Here is a 20,673-nt window from a genome sequence, read left to right as displayed (position 1 = left end):
GTGTACAGAAACTGTTCAGCAAAACAATCATGGCGCGTCAGCTCCTCGAAGGGCTCGGTCGAAGACCTTCTTCCAATGCTGCGAGGACGCGAGTTCCAGTAATACGCTTGCCCGCGAGCGCGCGCGGTGTGTCAACGCGTCCCAGCGGGAGGCATCATTGTGTAGCGCGATAATCTGATCGGCTATATGGTCCGGTGTTTCGCGTTCGCCGATGACCAGCCCGGCATCGCTTACCACTTCAGCGGCTGCATGACCGGCCCGTACCACTGCGGGAATACCGCGGTACATAGCCTCGAGTGCGGGGATGCAAAATCCCTCATGGCGGCTCATCGAAAGCAGCAGCGAAGCGCGGTCATAGCTCGACAGCAGATCTGCATCGTCGACCATTCCCGTGAAATCAATACGAGTCAGCACACCCAGCGCGCGTGCACGTTGGAGGAGGAATTTGCTGTAGTCGTAATTCGGCATACTGCCGACTATTGTCATCGTTGCGTCGAGACCTCCATCGACTACCCGGGCGAGTACATCGATGGCATCTTCGACTCGCTTGTGCGGCACAACCCGACCAAGCACCAGCATCTTTAATGTAGTCGGGTTGCGGTGTTCGATCGCGTTGTTCCTGAATGTCGGCAAGCTTTCGAAGACAGGGGGGATGATCACAACACTCGAAACGTCGACATAGGGTACGAGATCGCGAGCCACGTGCATCGAGTTGGCGATGATGACATCGAACCCTGCCAGCTGTGGCAATTGCTTCATCGCCAGTTCGCAAAGGTCGGCCGTTACAGGTTCGAACTCACGCAATAAAGCCGGATCGGTGACCCCGTGGAAATAACAAATCTTTCTGCACGGCAAGGCTAGTAGCCGATCCAGAAGTGGGTCGACGATCGAATAGCTAACAAACAGCAAATCTTTGCTTGTCGCCTCCGAAAAAAGCGATTCAATCGGCTGCACCTTCGATACTGAGGTATCGAAACGTTGGGCGTACGTTTTTGAATCCCACCCTGAATGCTCGGCCATAGCAGCTAGCCCGAGACAATGGTTGCCGACGGCGTCGCCTTCGAAGATGTCGGGTGCACAGATCAGCAGTCTCATCGTTCGTTCACCGACTGTCGAATTTCATCCAGACGTTGCGCATAGGCGCGTGCCACCGCCGCCATCGAATAGTCTTTTTCGATGCGCGCACGACCCGCCTTGGCAATACGCTGGCGCAGGTCTGCGTCGCCGAATACACGCGCAATCTGGCTGGCGGCAGTCCCTACGTCAGGATCACACCAGTATTGCCCCTCATGGAACATATAGTCTCCGGGGCGTAGCGGTACCAATTCGCCGTCGACCAGAAACGCGGTCTGTTCGTCGCAAAAATCGACGTTGCCCGAGAAATTGGTTGCGACGACAGGCTGGCCCAGCACCATCGCCTCTGCAATGACGCGGCCAAAGCCCTCGCTCCGATGCAGCGAAATATAGGCATCGCAGCACGCCATGAAATCGATCGTGTCCTGCCGGTCCAGCCGCTCGGAAACGATATGGATGCGATCGTCTGCCGTCGCGAGGTCGAGGACTTGTCGCCACGTAGGATCGTCATCGCGGGCGTTCATTGCCTTGATGACAAGACCGACACCGATGGTTTCCTTCGCGAAAGCCTGTTTGAATGCCATGATCCCTGCCACGGGATTCTTGCGTGTCATCCAGGAATTCCCGTCGAACATCAGATAGAACAGGAAGTCGTGCTCAGGAAGGTTGTAGCGCTTGCGGTCAATCTTTTGCGGTGCTGGAACGACCACCGCCATGGGCATGTGCCGCACTTTGGTTTGGTCAAACCTCGCGTACACGGCCTCCACGAAGCGGCTCTGGGCCCAGATCTCGTCCACGAACTCGTGAACTTGCCCGAACGCGCTCGGCCAGTGAGGCAATTCCCACGGCCACGCCCCGATCCTGTAGGTGTCAGACTCAATCAGTTTGCGGCCACCCTCTAGGGTCAGCCGCACCATTTCGGGCGGCGGCAGGCAGAACAGACTGACTTGATACGCGAGGTCGTTGCGCAGCAGATGGTTGGCTGACATGTCGAGCCGAGGTGGTCCGCTCATGGGTGCGTTGATCAGTGCGGCCTCGAAACCGCCGAGTTGCATCGCCTGTGCGGCCATCCGGGCGTCCTCGCCAAGCCCAAGCACGCCTTGGGGAAAGCCCACGATGTTTACGCCGAACGGCCGTGCTGAAATGCTTGCCTGTTGGTTCCTGCTCAATTCGAGGGCCTGCTCGCGTACCTCGGCTGGGACGAGGCGAAGGTGTCGGAACTCTGGGTACTCACTTCTGCCATGTGCTTGCCACCATGAGATAAGCGCCAAGGCACCCTGGGTAGTGCAGATGTCGAAAGCTGTAGTCAAATCGGGGCGGCTCTCACGGATCAAGAGCAGGAGCCGGGGGAGCGCCATTGCTGCGGCAGGTGCGCTCTCGATTAACATCAGGTCGCTCAGGCTTTCCTGGAGTTTCCATTGGAGGCTCGGATATTCCCGTTGGCCGGACCCGATCCACCACTGCATCGCACTCAGTCGACCCTGAAAGGTTTCGAAATCGTATAGCGATTGAAGATCCGGCCGGCTGTCGACCAGGTGTGGCAAAAAATGCGGTACACGGAAAAGTCCTTGCTTGTCCCCGTCGTCGAATTCATTGAGCCGGTCAAATATCTTCGCCGTTGACCAGTCCAGACGGCGGTATTCGCGTTTGCCGTGCACGTCCCACCAGAGCAGCATGGCGAATCGGCCATGAAAGCTACCAAGATCGATCTCGTGGCTCAGATCCGGTCTGCTCGCGACGAGTGGCGCGAGAAAACGCGGAATATCGATCAGTGTCCCGTTCTCATCCTGCACGATCTGGTTCAACTGGTGGATGACGGGCGAGGTTTGCCATACCAGTCTTGGGTACTCGAATTTGCCGTGCTCGTCCCACCAGACCAATGCGCCGAAACGCCCAGCAAACGTGGTCATGTCCAAGCTGGCGCGTAGGTCATGGCGGCTATTCACGAGCAGTTCGAGGAATGCCGGAACGCTGATCAAGGTTGCCGATTGCTCGCTGCCCAACTCGTTCAGGTTGTCCCACACCGAGTTGGGTGACCATGAGAGCCGGGGATATTCAAACTGACCGTGCGTTTCCCACCAGCTTAATGCGCCCAGTTGTCCAGAGAAGGATCCAAGATCGATATGGGCGCGCAAATCCGGTCGCGCGTTCACGAGCAGTGCAATGAAGCGTGGCAGCCGCGCACGAGTCGGCCCGATCACTATATCGTTACCAAGCAGCGTATCGAGCAGCGATTTTTCGTCCAGAATATCGAGGCCGTTGCCGGCAAGCCAGAAGCTGATTGCACGCGGATATTTGTCGATCAACGTCGCTGGATCGAATTCCGTCGCATACGCAACCTCTGATTTATTCAGCACCCACTCGAAATCCGGATAGTCGCGCTCGCCGTAAGCCTTCCACCAGAAATACAGCGTTATCCGGCCTCCAATGGTCTGATGTTCGAAGGACGCAAGGTCGGACCTGAACTTCAACAGGAAATAGATTGCGTTAGGGAGCGCAAACAGCACATCGGGAGATGGATGCCGACATTCCGTTGCCCAGTCTTTTGTTAGTGACATGGTGTTATTGAGCCTTCGCAAGACGCGGATTCATTGTCATCACGAATTCTGTCGAGTCGATGGAAAGATTCGGAGAGTAGTACGGGTCGTTCCACAATGCGTCGCCCCAGCGCTTCTTTACAAAGTCGATTTCATTGACGAAGCGGGCCGCCTTCTCCGGCGTATCTTCATAACCGCGCGAGGCGGATTCGTGATGGTACAACTCGGCAAATGGAGTCCATACGTTGCGATAGCCTGCTTCACGTACGCGCAGGCAAAAATCGACATCGTTAAAGGCTACGACCAGGTCCTCGTCGAGCCCACCCACTTCACGATAGATGCTCGTGCGGATGACCAGACACGCCGCCGTGACCGCGCTGACCGCATTGCGCAGGACAGCCCGGCTGAAATACCCCGGTGCATTGCGTGGCAGGTACTTGTGGCCGTGGCCGGCCAATCCACCCATGCCGAGATACACGCCCGCATGCTGGATCGTGTCGTCAGGGTAGAGCAACTTGGCACCCACTGCACCGACGCTGTTTTGCAGAGCGATGGAAACGAGTTCGCTTAACCAATCCGGAGTGATGACTTCGATATCGTTGTTCAGCAGACAGACGAGTTCGGCCTGACTCGTCAGCGCAATGCGATTGTTAAGCGCGGAATAATTGAATGGAGAATCGTCACGAACCACTCGAATGCGGGAATCGCCTTCATAGCTTTTAAACAGATCAAAGGTTTCAGGTTTCTCCGAGCCATTGTCGATGATCGTAATCAGGTAGTTCTGGTACGTAGTGCGCTCCCTGATGGAGTCGATACACTGCTTGACCAGGTCGGCCGCGTCGCGGGTCGGGATGATGATTTCGACAAGTGGCTCTTTCTCAGGCAAAGCGTAGACGACCCGCTGATACATCACAGCATCGTCGGCAGATTGCACTTTCGCTGCGATATTGCAGCGCGTCAGGTGCTCCTTGATTGCCCGGCTAGCGGCAATCACCGCGTAGGGCTTCGCATCCGCACTTGACGCGGTACTTTCAGGCGTTACGCGCCAGTGATACAGCACGCGCGGGATATGGCGGATTCCCTGAGCACCAATCGCTTCCATCACACGAAGCGCAAGATCGTAGTCTTGGGAGCCCTCCAGCCCCTCACGGAATCCACCGATCTGCTGAAGGATAGACGTTTTGTACACGCCGAAGTGCGAAACCATGTTCTGGCCAAGGAACAGGTCGTAATTGAAATCGCACTTGAAATATGGCTCGTATCGACGACCATCGACTGTGATCTTGTCCTCGTCGCTATAAATCAGGGCGGCTTGTGGATCCTGCCGGATCAGGTCCACAACGTGGTACAGCGCTAACGGATGCAACTCGTCGTCATGGTCGAGCAGGCCAGTGAACTCGCCGGTGACCAATGCCAGCGCACTATTGCTTGCCGCACTTATATGGCCATTGGTCTGGCGATATGTCACCTTGATGCGCGGATCACGCGCCGCATATTCGTCCAGCGTTGCTTTCACATGGGGCTGCGTGGACTTGTCGTCCGCAATGCAGAGCTCCCAGTTTGTATAGACTTGCTTAATTACTGAATCGATTGCCTTGCGGAGGTACTCGTCGGGCGAGTTGTAGGTAGGCATCGCCAAGCTGATGAGCGGCTGATAATCCCATGTCTTAACGGTATCTGCCAAGCTCGAATAGCGATCCGGCGCCACCTCGTTGAGTGTTATCCAGTTCTCGTAGGTAGCCGCGAGCGCGGTGCCGGATGCCGCGGCTGCATCAATCTGCGCAAGTGCTGCATCGTTTGCCTCGCCGAATGGCAGAGAATGCTCATCGACGACCAGCGCGAAGTCTTTCAGTGAGAACTGCCCTGCAAATGCGATGGGATCAAAGCGCGCCGCACGGAGCGTCCATGGGAACGAGATGGTTTGGTTCACCTTCCCGCTGGTGTCTACGCGCAGCCAGACAGCGGCTTGTTCCGACATGCCGTCGCCATTGTCGACATAAATCATGCAAGGTGTCTTTGGCATCGTGCTTGTCTCAAGCAAAAAAGACAGGTGCACCGTGCGCCCGCGCATGTTTTCCCAACCCACAATGGCAAACTGCGGATCGTTTGTCGTCGCGGTCCATTGGTATGCAGCACCCGAAAATGCTTCAACGTTATTGAGCGGTTGCAGTTCAAGTTTCATGTTGGATGACGGGCTGTAGATATATCTATGATGGACGGCATTATCGAACGCTAAGCAGGCACGCATTAGAGGCAATGTCGAACGACGTGCAGGTGATGCATCCTGACGGGCACCTCTGGCCAATCAGTTCAAACTGTGGATCGGCGTCGTTCGCCGATTCGGGATCCATGTAACCCTGATTAGGCGCGATGTTGTGAATGTAAAAAACTCTAAGATCATTTCGTCGATAAGGATGCGTAAACTTCTTTCAACGGCGAGAGCACGGCTTGCCAGTGGAGATTTCGTTCAGGCCGCGCAGCGGCACGTTCAATTGTCAACGCTTGCCGAATTGACTGCGCGATGCTGGCGATGTCTTCTGGGGAGAGATAGGCGACATGATTCCCGAAGTATTCTTCCGTCGAGCCTACGCGTGTGACGGCGATACGCGCTCCGGCCGCATGCGCTTCGAGTGCTGCGAGCCCGGGTGTCTCGAGGGTGCTTGGCAAACAGAATACCTCGCATGCAGCATAGGCTGAGCGCAGGAGTTGCGACTCATGCGGCAGGGGGCCAAGGTATGTGACCTGGCTGCCTCCCGCTTCGAGGCACGCACGGGCATACTCAGGGTCACGCTGATGGCCGATCAGCACCACCTTTAGCTTCGGAATAGCCTTCATTGCATGCATGAGCGCCAACTGGTTCTTGCGCGGCTCAATATTGCCGACGTTCAGCAGGAATGGCTCGCGAATATTGAAGTGGTCGCGGAAAAGCTCCGGCGACACCGGCTCGTAGAACATCTCTTCGACGCCGTTATAGACCGTGACGAATTTCTCGCGGGGCAATTGGAATACCTGCGCAAGCGTCTCACACTCGATGTCGGAATTCGCCACCACGCGATCGGCCAATGAGAACTGATGCCTGATCTCGTCAATCGGATAGAGATGCTTGGTTGCCTCAGTGACCCATAGACTGGAGGACACAACAAGCGGCAAGCCTAACTGCTTGACGAAATTGCAGAAATGTACCGATCCGCCGACGCATGAGAAAAAGTGCACCACGTCGTGATCGAGAAAACGCGGATTCCATTGATCGAATAGCGTGACATCTACGCCGTGTGCGGGAAGATGTTTGCGATACGCAAGTAGCTGTATCTCCCCCCCGCCGGGTGTGTGGAAGGCCATAGGGTACGTTGCAAACAGCACTTTCATAATAGCTTTATATGCTCGAACTCTTAAACTTCCCGGCAACGCTTGCCATGGAGATAACCCGCTTACAATATGCGGCCCGGACTTATGGCGATTGTGCCGCCCTCGACCATACAAATGCCGTATTGTACCTTGCTTCGTCTACCATTCCGGCCGTGCCCCGAGGGCATGTGCGGGTTCCAGACGCGTGATGGGATCGCACGGTCTACGCTGGACGCCAACTGGCTCGCCATGCCTAAAAGTACACATCCTGGTCGCCCCACGCAGATAGAGTTATGAGTCGAATGGTTTTGATTACCGGCGCCAACGGTTTCGTCGGCAAGGCAGTGTCTAAAGCATTGCTGCAGCGCGGAGACAGCGTCACCGGTCTCGTGCGTCGTCCGCAAACGACCGCTGAAGGCGTCAGCGAATGGCTCTTCGATGCGAATGACTTCGAGGGCATTGACGAACGGTGGCCGGCTACGCTGCACTGCGACTCGGTCATCCACCTCGCGGCCCGAGTCCACATGATGCACGAAACGACGGTCGATCCGCTTGCGTCCTATCGCGCAACCAACGTCACAGGCACGCTGCGGGTTGCGCAGGCGGCCCGCAGCGCGGGCGCCCGGCGTTTTGTTTTCGTCAGCAGTATCAAGGCGGTCGGGGAGGACAGTGCTGGTCGACCGATCAGCGAGCGCGATGCCCCTGCGCCCCGCGACCCCTACGGTATTTCAAAGCTCGAAGCCGAGCAGGCACTGCTGGAATACGGTCGCGCGTCCGGCCTTGAGATTGTGATCGTCCGCCCGCCGTTGGTCTACGGCCCTGGCGTGCGTGCGAATTTCCTGCAACTGATGCGAGCCATCGCAAGTGGAGTGCCGCTACCTTTCGGAGCCATTACAGCGCGTCGCAGTCTTGTCTTTGTTGATAATCTGGCTGACGCAGTTGTTCACTGCGTGTCCAACCCGCACGCTGCCGGTCAGACTTTTCATGTTACGGACGGCCGCGATCTGAGTGTCGCCGAGCTAGCTCGTGCGCTAGCCAAACAACTTCACGTGCCGGACCGCCTGTTACCCGTGCCGGTGCCGTTGCTTCGCCTTGCCGGACGTCTGACCGGGCGCTCGGTTCAGGTCGACCGGTTGATCGATGAGCTTTTGCTCGACAGTTCCCACATCTGCGATGTACTTGGCTGGCGTCCCCCATATACCGTTGAGCATGGCCTGCTGGAGACAGCAACCTGGTATCGCTCGACACACTGAATCGACCTCATGCCGTTCGACTTACTATCTGTCAGCTTCATCGTGCGCCCAGTTATCTGTGCTTTGATCGCCGCTTGTTTGTGTGGCGGGATTATCTGGGCGCTGCTTAGAACGGGCCTCGCATGGCGTCTGGCAACCGACATCCCAAACGACCGCTCTCTGCACACCCGTCCGACGCCGCGTGTGGGGGGCTGGGGCATTGTGCCCGTAGTGGCGCTTCTGATCTGGATAGCTGCACCTCGTCTTTGGTTGCCGGCGCTCGAAGCGGTGCTTCTTGCCGCTTTGTCTCAAATTGACGATCGTCGAGGCTTGCCTGCGCGCGTGCGCTTTGGCGGACATGTCGTAGCAGTTGCCGCGTTGCTGGCCGCTTACCCGGCGGATGTTCCATGGTGGGTGCTTGTAGTTATTGGATTTTTACTCGTCTGGCTGGTCAATTTGTACAATTTTATGGATGGTGCCGACGGGCTCGCGGGTGGCATGGCGCTATTCGGCTTCGGTGGTTATGCGCTCGCCGCTGTAATTTCTCCTCACCCGGATTGGTTCCTCGCTATAGCTTGTGCATCGGTGGCGGGCGCCGCCGCCGGTTTTTTGCTGTTTAATTTCCATCCGGCCCGGATTTTCCTTGGAGATGCGGGCTCGATTCCATTGGGTTTTCTGGCAGGTGCTTTCGGCTACTGGGGCTGGAGAAATAATGTTTGGCCATTCTGGTTTTCTGCGGTAATTTTTTCTCCGTTCATTGGTGACGCCTCCGTAACTTTACTGAAACGCCTCGTTCGTGGGGAAAAATTTTGGCAGGCGCATCGTGAGCACTATTACCAGCGGATGGTGCAATCCGGTCTGGGTCACGCATTTACCGCGCGAATTTGGTATTTGTTTATGATGGCGGGCATAATGCTTGCAACCTGGGCGATGGGCTTTGCTCCCGCCCAACAATGGCTTGTGGTTGGTGTTTGGGCCATTGTCCTCGTGGTGGCTGGAGTTTACGTCGACTTGCGCTGGCGTCGTCACTTGTCCCGTTCTGAGCAACCCTGAGGTTCCGCGCATATGAAAACCTTTAAAGCCCGGTGGCTTTCGTTCAGTGCGTTCATATTCGACCTGTGTGCAGTCCTCGTCGCTTGGCTGCTGGCGTACGTAATTCGCTTCAATGGCCCGGTACCGACCGCGTTCTGGGACAGCGGTACGCATGCGTTGATGTGGGTACTCGTTATTTACGGCGTGATGTTTCGCAGCTATGGCCTGTATCGCGGCATGTGGGTGTTTGCCAGCCTGCCGGATCTGGTGCGAATTGCCAAAGCGGTTTGCGTCGGCGCGGTCGTGGTTGTTATATGTTCGGTGCTACTGCAGCCGCAGCCGGTTGTACCTCGTTCAGTCCTGATTGTGTCGCCGTTGCTTTTGTTTCTGGCTATGGGCGGTTCACGCGCCCTGTATCGCGCCGCCAAGGAGTTCTACCGGTATGGCGGACTGGTCGGGCAGGGTAAGCCGGTGCTGGTGCTTGGTGCAGGGACGGCGGGCGCAAGTCTGGTTCGCGAACTCAAGCGCTCAGGCGAGTGGCGTCTTGCGGGGCTGCTGGACGACGATCCGGTCAAGCAAGGCCGGGAGATTTACGGGTGCCGCGTTCTGGGCCTAATCAGCGACTTGCAGAAGATTACGAGCGATTTGAAGGTCGAGCACGTGATTATTGCGGTGCCGTCGGCTTCGGTGGAAGCTCATCGTCGAATTGCCACACTGTGTGTGCGAGCAGGCGTACGTGCGATGGTTCTGCCCGCGCTCACCCCGCTTACTCAAGGTCAGGCCTTCCTCTCGCGGGTCCGCCAGATCGATCTGGAAGACCTGCTAGGCCGTGAGCCGGTCACGATCGACACCGCCCACGTGGATGAGCTGCTAAGAAACCGTGTCGTCATGGTAACGGGTGCCGGCGGTTCGATCGGTTCGGAGCTTTGCCGACAGATTCTGCGCTTTGGACCTGCCCAGCTGATAGCGTTCGACGTTTCCGAATTCTCGATTTATCGACTCAACGAAGAGCTCAGCGACAAGTATCCCGAAGTGTCGGTCGTACCCACGATCGGCGACGTGAAAGACTCGCTGCTGCTGGATCAGGTAATGGGACGCCACTGCCCCCACATTGTGTTTCATGCCGCGGCGTACAAGCATGTTCCGCTCATGGAAGAGGTCAACACCTGGCAGGCGGTGCGCAACAACGTGCTGGGTACCTATCGCGTAGGGCGTGCCGCGATCCGTCACGGCGTTGCACATTTTGTGCTGATTTCGACTGACAAGGCGGTCAACCCGACCAACGTCATGGGCGCAAGCAAGCGACTCGCCGAGATGGCCTGTTCAGCACTGCAGCAGAACAGTGGGCGCACTCACTTCGAGACAGTGCGCTTCGGCAACGTGCTGGGTAGTGCGGGTAGCGTGATTCCCAAGTTTCAGGAGCAGATTGCGCGTGGCGGCCCAGTGACGGTCACGCATCCGGAGATCACTCGCTTCTTTATGACCATTCCTGAGGCTTCGCAACTGGTCTTGCAGGCATCTTGCATGGGACAAGGCGGCGAAATCTTCATTCTGGACATGGGGCAGCCGGTTCGGATTGCAGATCTGGCACGCGACCTGATTCGCCTTTACGGCTTTAATGAGGAGCAGATCCGGGTGGTATTCACGGGCCTGCGACCTGGTGAGAAGCTCTACGAGGAGCTCCTCGCATGCGACGAGACAACTACGCGCACTCCACATCCCAAGCTGCGTATCGCCCGGGCTCGGGAAGTTTCTCAACATTTGCTGGATGATCTGCTGCCGTGGTTGATGCAGCATCGTGTACCCGGAGATGATGAGGTGCGAAGGGATTTGCGCCGGTGGGTGCCTGAATACCAGCCAACGGCAACGCCAGCTCTACGCAGCGTACAGGCCGCCATGCGTGCGTCGTAGGGATCGCTACGACGCTCAAGTAAAAAAGGCGCCTAGGCGCCTTTTTTGTTACCTCCGCCCTTTCCGCACCACCAACCACCTAGGCGATTTGAACCGCACAATACTCACATACAACCAGACATAAGTCGCCGCAAACACCATCACAAAGCAGAACAGGTGCAGCGTATGCCGCCAGAACAACGTCGCCGGAATCACAGCCACCAGGCACAGTAACCAGAGGTAAGGTGAGGTCAACGAATTGCGCCGCGTCAGCTCCCTTGCCGTCCTCGCTCCCACTGCCCAGTGCATCAACCGCTTATACACCAGCATATGCAGGTGCACGCCGTCCGGAATCCCAGGCGACATCCCACGAATGAACTTCTTCCGGTAGATCGAGAAGCACGTCTCGAAGATCGGGTACATGAACAGCAGCACCGGATACCACGCCGATACCTCGCGGTTGCGCATCACCAGCAGGATCGACAGTTCGGCGAGCATGAAGCCGATGAAATACGCGCCGCCGTCACCGAGAAAGATCAGACCGGCCGGAAAATTCCAGATGAAAAAGCCCATCACCGCGCCCATCATGATTAGCGACGCGGACAGCACGACCGGGTCGGATACCTCGAAGGCCACATAGGCGAGCGAGGCGAACATCATGAACGCGACCATCGAGGCGAGCCCGTTGAAACCGTCGATGATGTTGACGGCATTTGCTAGCGCCGCGACAGCCAGCACAGTGACCGCGCAAGAAATCACCGCATACGACAGCAGAAAATCGAGCGGCGGCACACTGATGCGCGTCACTGCGATATGCAGCAGGAAGTAGGCGAGGGCGGCTGCGGCCATGGTGCAGACGAGCCGTGCGAGCGGCGAAACCCGCTTGGTCAGGTCTTCGACGAGTCCTGAGCCGAATGCCGGCAGGCCACATGCCACAAGACCCAGAATCCCACCGGAGACGGCGGGATAGGCATGATGCAACTGCAAGGCCGACACCACGAGCCCGACCAGAATGCCCGTTCCGCCGATCCGCGGTACGGGTCGTACGTGAAATTTCTGTACGCCGGCGAGGTCGGTGTCGGTCGAGAATCTTTCATGCAGATGCGCATAGCGCACGATCAACAGGGTGACCAGCAATGAGACGAGAAACCCGAGTGCGAAACTAAGCATGAAAGTGAGCCTGAGCGAAGACGCCGAATTATACAAACGAAACGCTCAGGCCTCGAAAAGCCGCCTGCCGGGGTCTAAAGTCTCAATGAACGAATCCTTCGGCGGGCCGCCAGGCGGCCCTGTGCCGCTCGGCTGAAAAGAATCGGCGCTTCATTCATACTGCTAGTCTTTACTTCTAGGATTAAGCGACTCGCATGTTCGGCAAGTTGACCATTGCTTTCATTCTGTTTTCTGTTGCCGACGGCGCCTTCGCCGATGGCTATGCGCGGCCCGTCGTAATGACCGGCGTCACGCAGATGGCGGATACCGCCGAGCTGCATTTCGACCCCACCCCGGCGGATACCGGCACGCTGGTCATTCACGGCGATCACTCGAAAATGCCCGAGCAGACCTATCGGTTCGTCTACAACGTACCGGCCGAGCAACACGGTGCGGTGGACCCGGCCGTTAACATCAATTTCAGCGACAAGCAGACGCTGACCATCCTGTGCGATCCGCGCTCGGATAACTGTATGTCGACCGGGTACGTGACCTTGGGGTCGAGTACGTTCTCCATGCTGTGGAAAGTCACCCAGCAATAACGCCGCCTCCGGTCCCAAATAGTGACCCTGTAACACCCCGTAGGCCGGCCCCCGCAAACCCTTGCCTGTCATGGATTCCCCCTATCCAGCTCAAGTCTCGAAAGGCCGATAACCCGGAAGGGGCAGAGTGCGAACGGGGATCCCTGGGTTCGCGCTGCCCGGCCAGGACGTTACGGAGAGACAATGCTAAATCACATCACCATTCGGGGCGGGTTGACGCTGGTCATCGGCGTGTTCGTTGCGTTTTTGCTAACCGTGATCGGAGTCGGCTACGGCGCGCTCAAGCTGGCGAGCAACGGTTTGCAGGACGTACAGCGCAATTCGGTGGCACTGACGCATCTGAACGCGAGTTCTGCGAAGCTGCTGCAGGTGCGGCTGGCGCTCGGCAGCTACGAGACCTTGTTCAGTGTCGGCAAGCAAACCGACGATCTGCTGCCGGCGGCTCACAAGGTGCTGGTCGAATCGAACAACGACTTCCGCACGTATGCAGACGGCCCCTTCAGCAGCGACGAGGAGGCGCAGCTCGCCCACGCCGTGGCGACGGCTCGCACGGCGCTGGTTGACCAGGCCATCGAACCCGAATTCAAGGCGCTTGCCGACAACGATTTCAATACCTTCCGCAATATCCAGGGCGAAACCGCCAACCGTTTCTACGCCAGTTACGCGAAAGCGATCGATGCGCTCGAGCAACTGGAAACCGGCAACCAGCAGCGTCAGGCCGACACCGCTACCTCGCGTTTTCGCATTGCGACGCTTCTGTTCGGCGCGATCGGCGTGATTTCGCTTGTGATCGGAGTGATGGCGCGCGTTGGCCTCTCGGCTGCCGTCATCAAGCCGGTCAACCAGACCATTCGCCATTTCCAGCAAATTGCGGCGGGCGATTTGACGATCGCTGTGAAGGGGAAATCGCGCAATGAGATGGGGCAGTTGCTCGGCGCCCTCACGCAAATGCGCGACGGCCTCGTCGATACGGTATCGAAGGTGCGCGGCAGCACGGGCTTGATTACCCAGGGCGCCAACGAAATCGCCTCCGGCAATGCCGATCTGTCGCGCCGCACCGAACAGCAGGCGGCTGCGCTGGAGCAGACGGCGGCGAGCATGGAGGAGCTGTCTGCGACGGTGAAGCAGAACGCCGACAACGCGCAGCAGGCCAACCGGCTCGCTCATGGCGCTTTGGAGACGGTGACGCGCGGCGGCAGCGTGGTGGGTCGGGTGACTGAGACGATGGAGGGCATCACGGCTTCTTCCCACAAGGTGGCCGAGATCATTGGCATGATCGAAGGGATTGCCTTTCAGACCAACATCCTTGCCTTGAACGCCGCCGTCGAAGCGGCACGGGCCGGCGAGCAGGGACGTGGGTTTGCGGTAGTCGCCTCGGAGGTGCGCAGCCTCGCGCAACGCTCCGGCACGGCTGCAAAGGAAATCAAGGAGTTGATCGGCGAATCGGCTACCAAGGTCGAGCAAGGGGCGTCGTTGGTGAATGAAGCCGGCAAGACGATGCGCGAAGCGATGCAGTCGGTCGAGCGTGTGACGGGCATCATGGGCGAGATCGAAGCGGCGGCGCTCGAACAGAGCGAAGGGATCGCTCAGGTGAACAAGGCGATTACCCAGATCGACGAAGTCACGCAGCACAACGCCGCGTTGGTCGAAGAGGCCGCTGCGGCCGCGAAATCGCTGGAAGAGCAGGCGGCCGTGTTGAGAGACGCGGTGGCTGTATTTCGGCTTGAGGAGGATGGGGGGCACTCAGCGACAGTCGCGGGCACCGGATCGATTCGGTCAAACGCCGGCAACCCGTTGTCCGAAGCGCTCTCTCATTCTTCCCTCACGCTGCATTCGACATAACACGTTTGTCGTTGTGCACAGGTAAGGCTGGAGTTTTGATTCGATACACATTTCGACGATTTCAGCCTATACAATCGCGTTGTCTAAGATTGTTGGTCCCTGTCCGCACAAAGGCGTAAGGCGCTCGCGTATCGACGAGCGCCCAGGCTGCGCGGGTTATCACATGCCTCGCCTTGGAATACTGTTATGAAAAGCAGCACGCTCCTGGCAAGCATCGGCTTGCTGTCCGCATGCACCGCTGTCTCACCCGTCGACTCGCGTCAAGACGGTCATCTGGCGGTGACGAGCCGGGCTCGCTGGAGCTTGACGTCCTGGAACCATGTGAAAAACGTCGGCGTGAAGCACGCAGCCGCGTACTGCAAAGCCCAGGACAGGCAGTTGCACGTTGTCGCAGTGCATACCCAAGGCGTAATGGGCGTGACCGACGATATGGTCGAGGTGGTGTTCGATTGCTATTGAAGCGCGGCCGGTTCTGACTTCGGCCTGCCGTCTGTCAAGCCGCTGCGGTTGCTTCAATAAACGCCATCAGGCGGTCGTTGCTTTCCTTGATGCCGTAATAAGCCGCACGGGTTTGGGCTTCGGCTGCCGCAGCATTGCGCACCGCGCTGTCCGTCAACAGCCTCTCCATCGCATCCGCCATCGCACCGGCATCGCCAACCGGCACCAGTGCTCCAGCCTTGCCGCCATCCAGAATCTCCCGCGGGCCGGTCGGGCAGTCGGTTGCGACAATAGCCTTGCCGATTGCGAGCGCTTCCAGTAGAACCATCGGCATCCCTTCGTATTTCGAACTCAAGACCAGCACCGATGCGCCCGCCACGATGGGATGCGGATTGTCCTGGTGGCCGGCAAAATGCACGCGGGCGCCTATACCCAGGTCGCGTGCCAGATTCTCCAGTTCTTCGCGGTAGGCACCGTTTCCGACGATCACCAGGTGTTCTTCAACGGAGTCACGCTGCAACAACTCAGCATAGGCTCGCAACAGGGTTCGGTGATCCTTTTGAATCTCGTCGAGACGGGCGACCGACACAATGTAGGGCGCGTCGTCGGGCGTGAGCTTGATCGCGTCGCGTGGTGCAGCGGCGCGTTCGCGGATCGACGCGATATCGAGCGCGTTCGGCAGCACGATCACGCGCTCGAGCTTGCCTTCGAAAATCCGCGCTGCTTCGTCGGCCATATGTTGATTCAACGCAGCCACGCCATCATAGCGCCGGTATTGTTTGAGAAGCCGCTGCACCTTGCGAGGCCTGCCGCCCAGCCGAGCCTCGAAGCTAAAGTGATTCACGCCGAGCCAGGTCACGCCGAAGCGCCCGGACAGGCGTCGCAACGACATGTCGAAATCGACGATCACGTCAACATCTTGCGCGAGCTTTGATATACGTTCCGCTACGTGCGGCCGCACGGCCAGCGTGTTATGGACGTCGCGCGCCACCCGCCCCAGTTTGCTCAAACGCCGCTCGTAGCGTTTTGTCTGGAAATACTTCAGCCACGGACGGTCCACCAATACCTCGACCTTCACATCGGAAGGAATCAATGCGCGAAAACGGCTTTCGAGAGCCGGTGAGCTATGCATTACAGATAGCGCGACTTTAAAGCGGTTCCGGTCAAGAATGCGCAGCCATTGAATAATGGATGACTCAATGCCACCGTCGTTGAAGTCGGTAATGTGGAACAGAACGCGGACGCGTTCATCGGCTGAAACGAGGCGGGCATTGGCGGACATACGCTTGATAGAGCAGGCTGCAAGGCAATGTAAGACTTTAACATTGCGAGTGCCTTGACGGGCGGGGCAATTTGCCGGGCGTCGCAGAATTCGGACAGAATTCCCTGTTGTAATAGACGTGTCGAATTTGGATGGAATGGAGAATTACCAGTCAAAATTCGCGGAGTCGAGGGGGCAGCGGATGGCGCAACCGCTATGCCGTCAATTTCGATCTGCGATTGTGCGGCCGGCAACATTGCCGATCCGCGCGGCGTGCACAATGTGATCTCGTCTTCACCACGGGGCACACGCCATGGAAAACGCAATCTACTGGCAAGGTCGTCAGGTTGGAATCGAGTGCGATGGCCAAATCTTATGGTTTTCATCGGCGCCGAAAGAGGCGATCGACGCATACGGGCCGCAGGCACTTGCAGCGGGCAAACCATTGATCGAGAACGACTGCATCGCTCGCAACCTCTTCAAGGTTGCCAGATAAGATCTCGGGAGATCCGATCTCGCATGATCGCAATGTCGGGAACGGCCTAAAAAGCGCCGTGACCGCTGCTCAGGCACAAGCCAATAGATTAGTCTTCCGAAATATAAATCGCGATGGCCTGAGGATGGCTGAACTGAAACGTGCAGACTCTCGCTGCGCGTACATCGAGGATAAGCCGGTCGAGCAGATCGATTTCGCGCCGTGCAGATGCGCGGTCCTCATCGCGCATGGCGTCAATCTGCTCTAACGAGCGGCGGCGTCGATCCAACAGGTATGCGACGGCGCTGGCTCGCTGCATAAAGAAGCGCTCCATTCGGCATGCATGTCCATCATTGTTCAGACAAAAACATAGCATATCTACGGTGATGGTGTACTCTAGGTTGGACGCTTTGCCGCGGGCACGCGCGGCGGGCCGCTGCGAGAGGCGCCCATGATTCCGACGATTCCAACCCCTCCCATACCTGACGAGTTCGCCGTCCGGGTCATGACGCCGGCCGAAGTTTCCCTCTCGCTCGACTGGGCTGCAACGGAGGGCTGGAACCCCGGCAAGCATGACGCACCCTGCTTTAGAGCGGGTGACCCAGGCGGCTTCTTCATCGGTGTTTTGCGGGGCGAGCCGATTGGCTGCATTTCGGCAGTTGTCTACGACGACGCTTTCGGCTTCATTGGCCTTTACATCGTCAAGCCCGAATTCCGCGGCATGGGGTTTGGCTTGCGCCTCTGGCAACACGCGGTGGCTTACCTCGGCAATCGCAACATCGGTCTCGATGGGGTGGTCGCACAACAGGAGAACTACAGGAAGTCGGGTTTCAAGCTCGCCTACCGGAATATCCGCTTCCAGGGCACGATCTCAGGCGAAGCCTGCTCCGACCTCAAGGAGGCCGCCGCGCTACCCCTCGACCAACTACTCGCCTATGACGCGCGTTTCTTCCCGGCGCGGCGCCCGCAATTCCTCGCGCACTGGGTGGGGCAAGCCGACGCGGTCGCGCTGGCGGCCGTCTCCGAAGCTCGCATCACGGGCTACGCGGTCCTGCGCGCGTGCCGGGAAGGGTACAAAGTGGGCCCGCTGTTCGCGGACGACGAACAGATTGCCGGACACTTGCTTGACGCACTGGCCGCCAGATTCCCACCGGGGCAACTCATCACGCTCGACGTTCCGGAAATCAACCCGGCCGCTGTCGCGCTGGCCGAGCGGCGCAGCATGACCCGTGTCTTTGAAGCGGCGCGGATGTACACGAAGGCCACACCCGCGATCGAACTCGAGGGTGTCTTCGGCGTGACTACCTTTGAGCTTGGCTAGTGATTAAATGTGCCGTGCCAAGTATGTTTCCGATGTCGCCATCTTGCACGCCATCATCCTGAATTGATGAGTGGTTCGACGCCTGCCAGTGTGTAAATCGCTCGCTTGGCAGCGCCAGCGATCCGAACCCATCCGCTCGATCCCGAACTCCGCTCAACACGCGAGCAACTTCGCCGCCGCCGGATCCGTATAGCACGAAGCCACATCTGGCGGCCGCAGCTTCCGGGCAAGGTATCATCCCACTCTTTTGCTTACGGATTATTTTCTTCCGTTCAGCGAAAACGCAGGAAGAGCGTTGCCAGAGCCCCGGGACACCCCGTACCCAGATGGTCTCCGGTCTCCCTGCATTATCCTTACTGAATGCTACAAAAAATAATCCTCGATCAGAGGATCTGGATCCATGCTGCCACTCGCAACCAGACTCGCCACCTCTCCCCCGCTTATCGGCCGGACATTGACGGCCTTCGGGCTCTTGCCGTTCTCGCCGTGATGTTGTGTCACGCAGGCTATACGGCGTTCGCGGGTGGATTCACAGGCGTGGATGTGTTCTTCACGATCTCAGGTTTCGTCGTCACAACCTCGATTCTCGGCGATCTTGCTGCGGGCACGTTTTCCTTCAAAGGCTTCTACGCGCGCCGCGCGAAGCGTCTCGCTCCCGCGTTGTACCTGATGCTAGCAGCGACCTTCGTTTTCAGTCTGCTGTTCTGTTTCCCGGATGACACGTTTCATCTGGCGAAGAACATTCTCGCTGTCTCCACCATTACGTCGAACATTTTTTTGTCGAAGCAGACGGGTTACTTCGACCCGGCAGCGGCAGATCAACCTCTTCTGCATACCTGGTCGCTGTCGGTCGAGGAGCAGTTCTACATCGTGCTGCCGCTGCTACTGGTCTGGCTGTATCGCAAGGCCCGGCACTGGCTCGTGCCGGCTTTCGCCGTACTAGCCGTGCTGTCGTTCGCCTGCGCACTGATCGAGGCGCACCGCGGCACAACGGGCGCCTATTATTTCGCCCAGAATCGCGGCTTCGAATTCCTGCTCGGCACCTTGCTTGCGCTGTTCGAGTTCAAGCGTACGGCGGGGCGGTCGCGCTGGTTCGACGCAGTGTTCGTTGCTGGTATTTCGGTTGTTCTGCTGGGGGTATTGGGACTCAGCAGCACTTCACAATTCCCCGGCATAGGTGCAATCATTCCGTGCGGAGGAGCACTGCTCATTATTTTCGCCGGTCGCCGTTCAACCGGCCTCGATCGCATCCTGTCGAACGGGCCAGTGGTCTTCATCGGCCGCATTTCCTATCCGATGTACTTGTGGCACTGGCCGCTGTACTTCGCGGCTCGCCAGCTCGGCTTGGCGAGCACGACCGGCTACGCCATGGCGATCCTGGTCGCCACTGCACTATCAGCGCTGACCTATTGGTATGTCGAGGGCGCCGCGCGACGCAGCGCAATGCCGACACGCAAGGCTTTGCTCTGCTTCCTCGCCATTCCGCTGGCCGCTTCGGGTGCGCTGGCAGCGACCGGCAAATTGACGGACGGCTTCCTGTTTGCGTATCCGGCCAAGATCCGCGATGACGTTCGTTGGTCGGGCGACTCGTTGTTCGATATGCCGCGCGGCAAGAAATGCTGGTCGCAGGTGGCGGTCACGGATGAAAAGGCCTGCTCGCTGGGCAATCCCGAATCTGAAGATAAAGCGATTCTCTGGGGTGACTCCCACGCGTATCACCTGATTTACTTCTTTGACCGTCTGGGCAAAGCCAGAAACATGTCGATTCACGACGTTGGTTTCACGTTGTGCCCTCCCATCGAAAACGAGCCAGCGAAACCTGGCAACATGGCGTATCTGGATGACCATCTTCATTGCGTCGCGCATGACAAGGCCGTGATGAACTTTGTCATGTCGCGGCCGGACATCCGGACCGTTTTCATGGCGTCGGCCTGGCAGAACTATCAGAACCTCGCCACCGGTGCTCAGGCTGCGCCCAACGGTCACGGCTTCCTCCCGGGTGAACTCGAGGGCGATTTGAACGACACCATTGCGAAGCTCACGGCCGCAGGCAAGCACGTGGTGCTGATGAACGACGTGCCAATGATTCCGATGGAGTTGATTAACTGCAACTTCAAGAACGATCTGCTATTCCCGGTGCATCGTCGTGCCTGCCAGTTCGACGCGAGCATTGCACGCGCGCAACACGCGCCGATTGGTGCGATGTTGGAGCGATTGAAGGTTCTGTATCCACAGGTCGAAATCATGCATACCTATGACGTGCCCTGTACGGCGACGGTGTGCTCGCTCAACTTCGACGGGCTACCGATCTATCGTTACGACGACTATCATCATCTGAGCGCTGCTGGTAGTTCGCTGCTGTTTCCGAAGTATATGGCACGCCATCCCGGTGAGCTGGATGCTGTGTTGCGTGGTAGGGTAGGGAAGTGAGTAAGGCGGGGAGCTTCAGCATCCGCTCTCGCTTCCACTGATGCC

The 20,673-nt window shown here is 58.1% G+C and carries 16 protein-coding genes; 9 read left to right on the top strand and 7 right to left on the bottom strand.

Annotated features, from left to right (window positions below; all coding sequences use genetic code 11):
* Positions 1-27: 27 nt before the first annotated feature.
* The 4 genes from AC1ECK_RS09780 to AC1ECK_RS09765 form a co-directional block, all read right to left on the bottom strand.
* Positions 28-1,095, bottom strand: a complete 1,068-nt coding sequence (locus tag AC1ECK_RS09780) for a glycosyltransferase (RefSeq protein ID WP_480318356.1) — start codon at positions 1,093-1,095, stop codon at positions 28-30.
* Positions 1,092-3,632, bottom strand: a complete 2,541-nt coding sequence (locus AC1ECK_RS09775; protein WP_480318354.1) for a glycosyltransferase family 4 protein — start codon at positions 3,630-3,632, stop codon at positions 1,092-1,094. The genes AC1ECK_RS09780 and AC1ECK_RS09775 overlap by 4 nt, the downstream gene beginning before the upstream one ends.
* Positions 3,633-3,636: 4 nt before the next feature.
* On the bottom strand, positions 3,637-5,793 hold the full coding sequence (locus tag AC1ECK_RS09770; RefSeq protein WP_480318352.1) for a glycosyltransferase family 2 protein: 2,157 nt from the start codon (positions 5,791-5,793) through the stop codon (positions 3,637-3,639).
* Between the two features lie 215 nt (positions 5,794-6,008).
* Positions 6,009-6,977: a glycosyltransferase family 4 protein gene (locus AC1ECK_RS09765; RefSeq protein WP_480318350.1), complete on the bottom strand. Its 969-nt coding sequence runs from the start codon at positions 6,975-6,977 to the stop codon at positions 6,009-6,011.
* Between the two features lie 272 nt (positions 6,978-7,249).
* Here AC1ECK_RS09765 and AC1ECK_RS09760 point away from each other — a divergent pair, with 272 nt between their 5' ends.
* From AC1ECK_RS09760 to AC1ECK_RS09750, 3 genes are read left to right on the top strand one after another with little or no spacing between them, the layout of a single operon-like run.
* The gene (locus AC1ECK_RS09760) at positions 7,250-8,209 is read left to right on the top strand and encodes a UDP-glucose 4-epimerase family protein (RefSeq protein WP_480318348.1); all 960 of its coding nucleotides are present in this window, start codon (positions 7,250-7,252) and stop codon (positions 8,207-8,209) included.
* Between the two features lie 9 nt (positions 8,210-8,218).
* The gene (locus tag AC1ECK_RS09755) at positions 8,219-9,241 is read left to right on the top strand and encodes an MraY family glycosyltransferase (RefSeq protein ID WP_480318346.1); all 1,023 of its coding nucleotides are present in this window, start codon (positions 8,219-8,221) and stop codon (positions 9,239-9,241) included.
* Between the two features lie 12 nt (positions 9,242-9,253).
* Positions 9,254-11,131, top strand: coding sequence for a polysaccharide biosynthesis protein (locus tag AC1ECK_RS09750; RefSeq protein ID WP_480318344.1), 1,878 nt, complete (start codon positions 9,254-9,256; stop codon positions 11,129-11,131).
* A 48-nt stretch (positions 11,132-11,179) separates the two neighbouring features.
* On the opposite strand, the gene AC1ECK_RS09745 is transcribed toward AC1ECK_RS09750, so the two are convergent.
* Positions 11,180-12,280: an MraY family glycosyltransferase gene (locus AC1ECK_RS09745; RefSeq protein WP_480318342.1), complete on the bottom strand. Its 1,101-nt coding sequence runs from the start codon at positions 12,278-12,280 to the stop codon at positions 11,180-11,182.
* A gap of 194 nt (positions 12,281-12,474) precedes the next feature.
* Here AC1ECK_RS09745 and AC1ECK_RS09740 point away from each other — a divergent pair, with 194 nt between their 5' ends.
* The 3 genes from AC1ECK_RS09740 to AC1ECK_RS09730 all read left to right on the top strand — a co-directional run bounded on the left by AC1ECK_RS09740 (position 12,475) and on the right by AC1ECK_RS09730 (position 15,162).
* Complete coding sequence (locus tag AC1ECK_RS09740; protein ID WP_480318340.1) at positions 12,475-12,861, top strand: hypothetical protein; 387 nt, start codon at positions 12,475-12,477, stop codon at positions 12,859-12,861.
* Positions 12,862-13,044: 183 nt separating this feature from the next.
* Positions 13,045-14,703, top strand: a complete 1,659-nt coding sequence (locus AC1ECK_RS09735) for a methyl-accepting chemotaxis protein (RefSeq protein ID WP_480318338.1) — start codon at positions 13,045-13,047, stop codon at positions 14,701-14,703.
* Positions 14,704-14,889: 186 nt separating this feature from the next.
* Entirely contained in the window at positions 14,890-15,162 is a 273-nt protein-coding gene (locus tag AC1ECK_RS09730; protein ID WP_480318336.1) for a hypothetical protein, read from the top strand.
* 34 nt (positions 15,163-15,196) lie between these two features.
* Here AC1ECK_RS09730 and AC1ECK_RS09725 read toward each other — a convergent pair whose 3' ends face one another.
* Positions 15,197-16,423, bottom strand: a complete 1,227-nt coding sequence (locus tag AC1ECK_RS09725) for a glycosyltransferase (RefSeq protein WP_480318334.1) — start codon at positions 16,421-16,423, stop codon at positions 15,197-15,199.
* A 292-nt stretch (positions 16,424-16,715) separates the two neighbouring features.
* Here AC1ECK_RS09725 and AC1ECK_RS09720 point away from each other — a divergent pair, with 292 nt between their 5' ends.
* Positions 16,716-16,898 (top strand): hypothetical protein, encoded by a 183-nt coding sequence (locus tag AC1ECK_RS09720; RefSeq protein WP_480318332.1) that lies wholly within the window; start codon positions 16,716-16,718, stop codon positions 16,896-16,898.
* A gap of 88 nt (positions 16,899-16,986) precedes the next feature.
* On the opposite strand, the gene AC1ECK_RS09715 is transcribed toward AC1ECK_RS09720, so the two are convergent.
* Positions 16,987-17,211 carry a hypothetical protein gene (locus AC1ECK_RS09715; protein ID WP_480318330.1) on the bottom strand — a complete coding sequence of 75 codons (225 nt, stop codon included), beginning with the start codon at positions 17,209-17,211 and terminating at the stop codon, positions 16,987-16,989.
* 117 nt (positions 17,212-17,328) lie between these two features.
* On the opposite strand from AC1ECK_RS09715, the gene AC1ECK_RS09710 reads away from it, so the two are divergent.
* Both AC1ECK_RS09710 and AC1ECK_RS09705 read left to right on the top strand, forming a co-directional pair.
* Positions 17,329-18,198 (top strand): GNAT family N-acetyltransferase, encoded by an 870-nt coding sequence (locus AC1ECK_RS09710; protein WP_480318328.1) that lies wholly within the window; start codon positions 17,329-17,331, stop codon positions 18,196-18,198.
* Between the two features lie 360 nt (positions 18,199-18,558).
* A complete protein-coding gene (locus AC1ECK_RS09705) occupies positions 18,559-20,628 on the top strand; it encodes an acyltransferase family protein (RefSeq protein ID WP_480318326.1) in 2,070 nt (689 codons plus the stop codon).
* Positions 20,629-20,673 lie beyond the last annotated feature (45 nt).

Source organism: Paraburkholderia sp. SSBN10T, from assembly GCF_056619545.1.
Note: the sequence above shows the minus strand (reverse complement) of the source record. Positions and strands in the feature narration are given on the sequence as shown.

What these genes read in the sequence shown, in the direction of transcription:
- AC1ECK_RS09745 (WP_480318342.1), bottom strand. Translation starts at nt 12,280, where the DNA reads ATGCTTAGTTTCGCACTCGGGTTTCTCGTCTCATTGCTGGTCACCCTG.
- AC1ECK_RS09725 (WP_480318334.1), bottom strand. Translation starts at nt 16,423, where the DNA reads ATGTCCGCCAATGCCCGCCTCGTTTCAGCCGATGAACGCGTCCGCGTT.
- AC1ECK_RS09760 (WP_480318348.1), top strand. Translation starts at nt 7,250, where the DNA reads ATGAGTCGAATGGTTTTGATTACCGGCGCCAACGGTTTCGTCGGCAAG.
- AC1ECK_RS09710 (WP_480318328.1), top strand. Translation starts at nt 17,329, where the DNA reads ATGATTCCGACGATTCCAACCCCTCCCATACCTGACGAGTTCGCCGTC.
- AC1ECK_RS09750 (WP_480318344.1), top strand. Translation starts at nt 9,254, where the DNA reads ATGAAAACCTTTAAAGCCCGGTGGCTTTCGTTCAGTGCGTTCATATTC.
- AC1ECK_RS09765 (WP_480318350.1), bottom strand. Translation starts at nt 6,977, where the DNA reads ATGAAAGTGCTGTTTGCAACGTACCCTATGGCCTTCCACACACCCGGC.
- AC1ECK_RS09770 (WP_480318352.1), bottom strand. Translation starts at nt 5,793, where the DNA reads ATGAAACTTGAACTGCAACCGCTCAATAACGTTGAAGCATTTTCGGGT.
- AC1ECK_RS09780 (WP_480318356.1), bottom strand. Translation starts at nt 1,095, where the DNA reads ATGAGACTGCTGATCTGTGCACCCGACATCTTCGAAGGCGACGCCGTC.
- AC1ECK_RS09775 (WP_480318354.1), bottom strand. Translation starts at nt 3,632, where the DNA reads ATGTCACTAACAAAAGACTGGGCAACGGAATGTCGGCATCCATCTCCC.
- AC1ECK_RS09730 (WP_480318336.1), top strand. Translation starts at nt 14,890, where the DNA reads ATGAAAAGCAGCACGCTCCTGGCAAGCATCGGCTTGCTGTCCGCATGC.
- AC1ECK_RS09720 (WP_480318332.1), top strand. Translation starts at nt 16,716, where the DNA reads ATGGAAAACGCAATCTACTGGCAAGGTCGTCAGGTTGGAATCGAGTGC.
- AC1ECK_RS09740 (WP_480318340.1), top strand. Translation starts at nt 12,475, where the DNA reads ATGTTCGGCAAGTTGACCATTGCTTTCATTCTGTTTTCTGTTGCCGAC.
- AC1ECK_RS09705 (WP_480318326.1), top strand. Translation starts at nt 18,559, where the DNA reads ATGCTACAAAAAATAATCCTCGATCAGAGGATCTGGATCCATGCTGCC.
- AC1ECK_RS09715 (WP_480318330.1), bottom strand. Translation starts at nt 17,211, where the DNA reads ATGGAGCGCTTCTTTATGCAGCGAGCCAGCGCCGTCGCATACCTGTTG.
- AC1ECK_RS09735 (WP_480318338.1), top strand. Translation starts at nt 13,045, where the DNA reads ATGCTAAATCACATCACCATTCGGGGCGGGTTGACGCTGGTCATCGGC.
- AC1ECK_RS09755 (WP_480318346.1), top strand. Translation starts at nt 8,219, where the DNA reads ATGCCGTTCGACTTACTATCTGTCAGCTTCATCGTGCGCCCAGTTATC.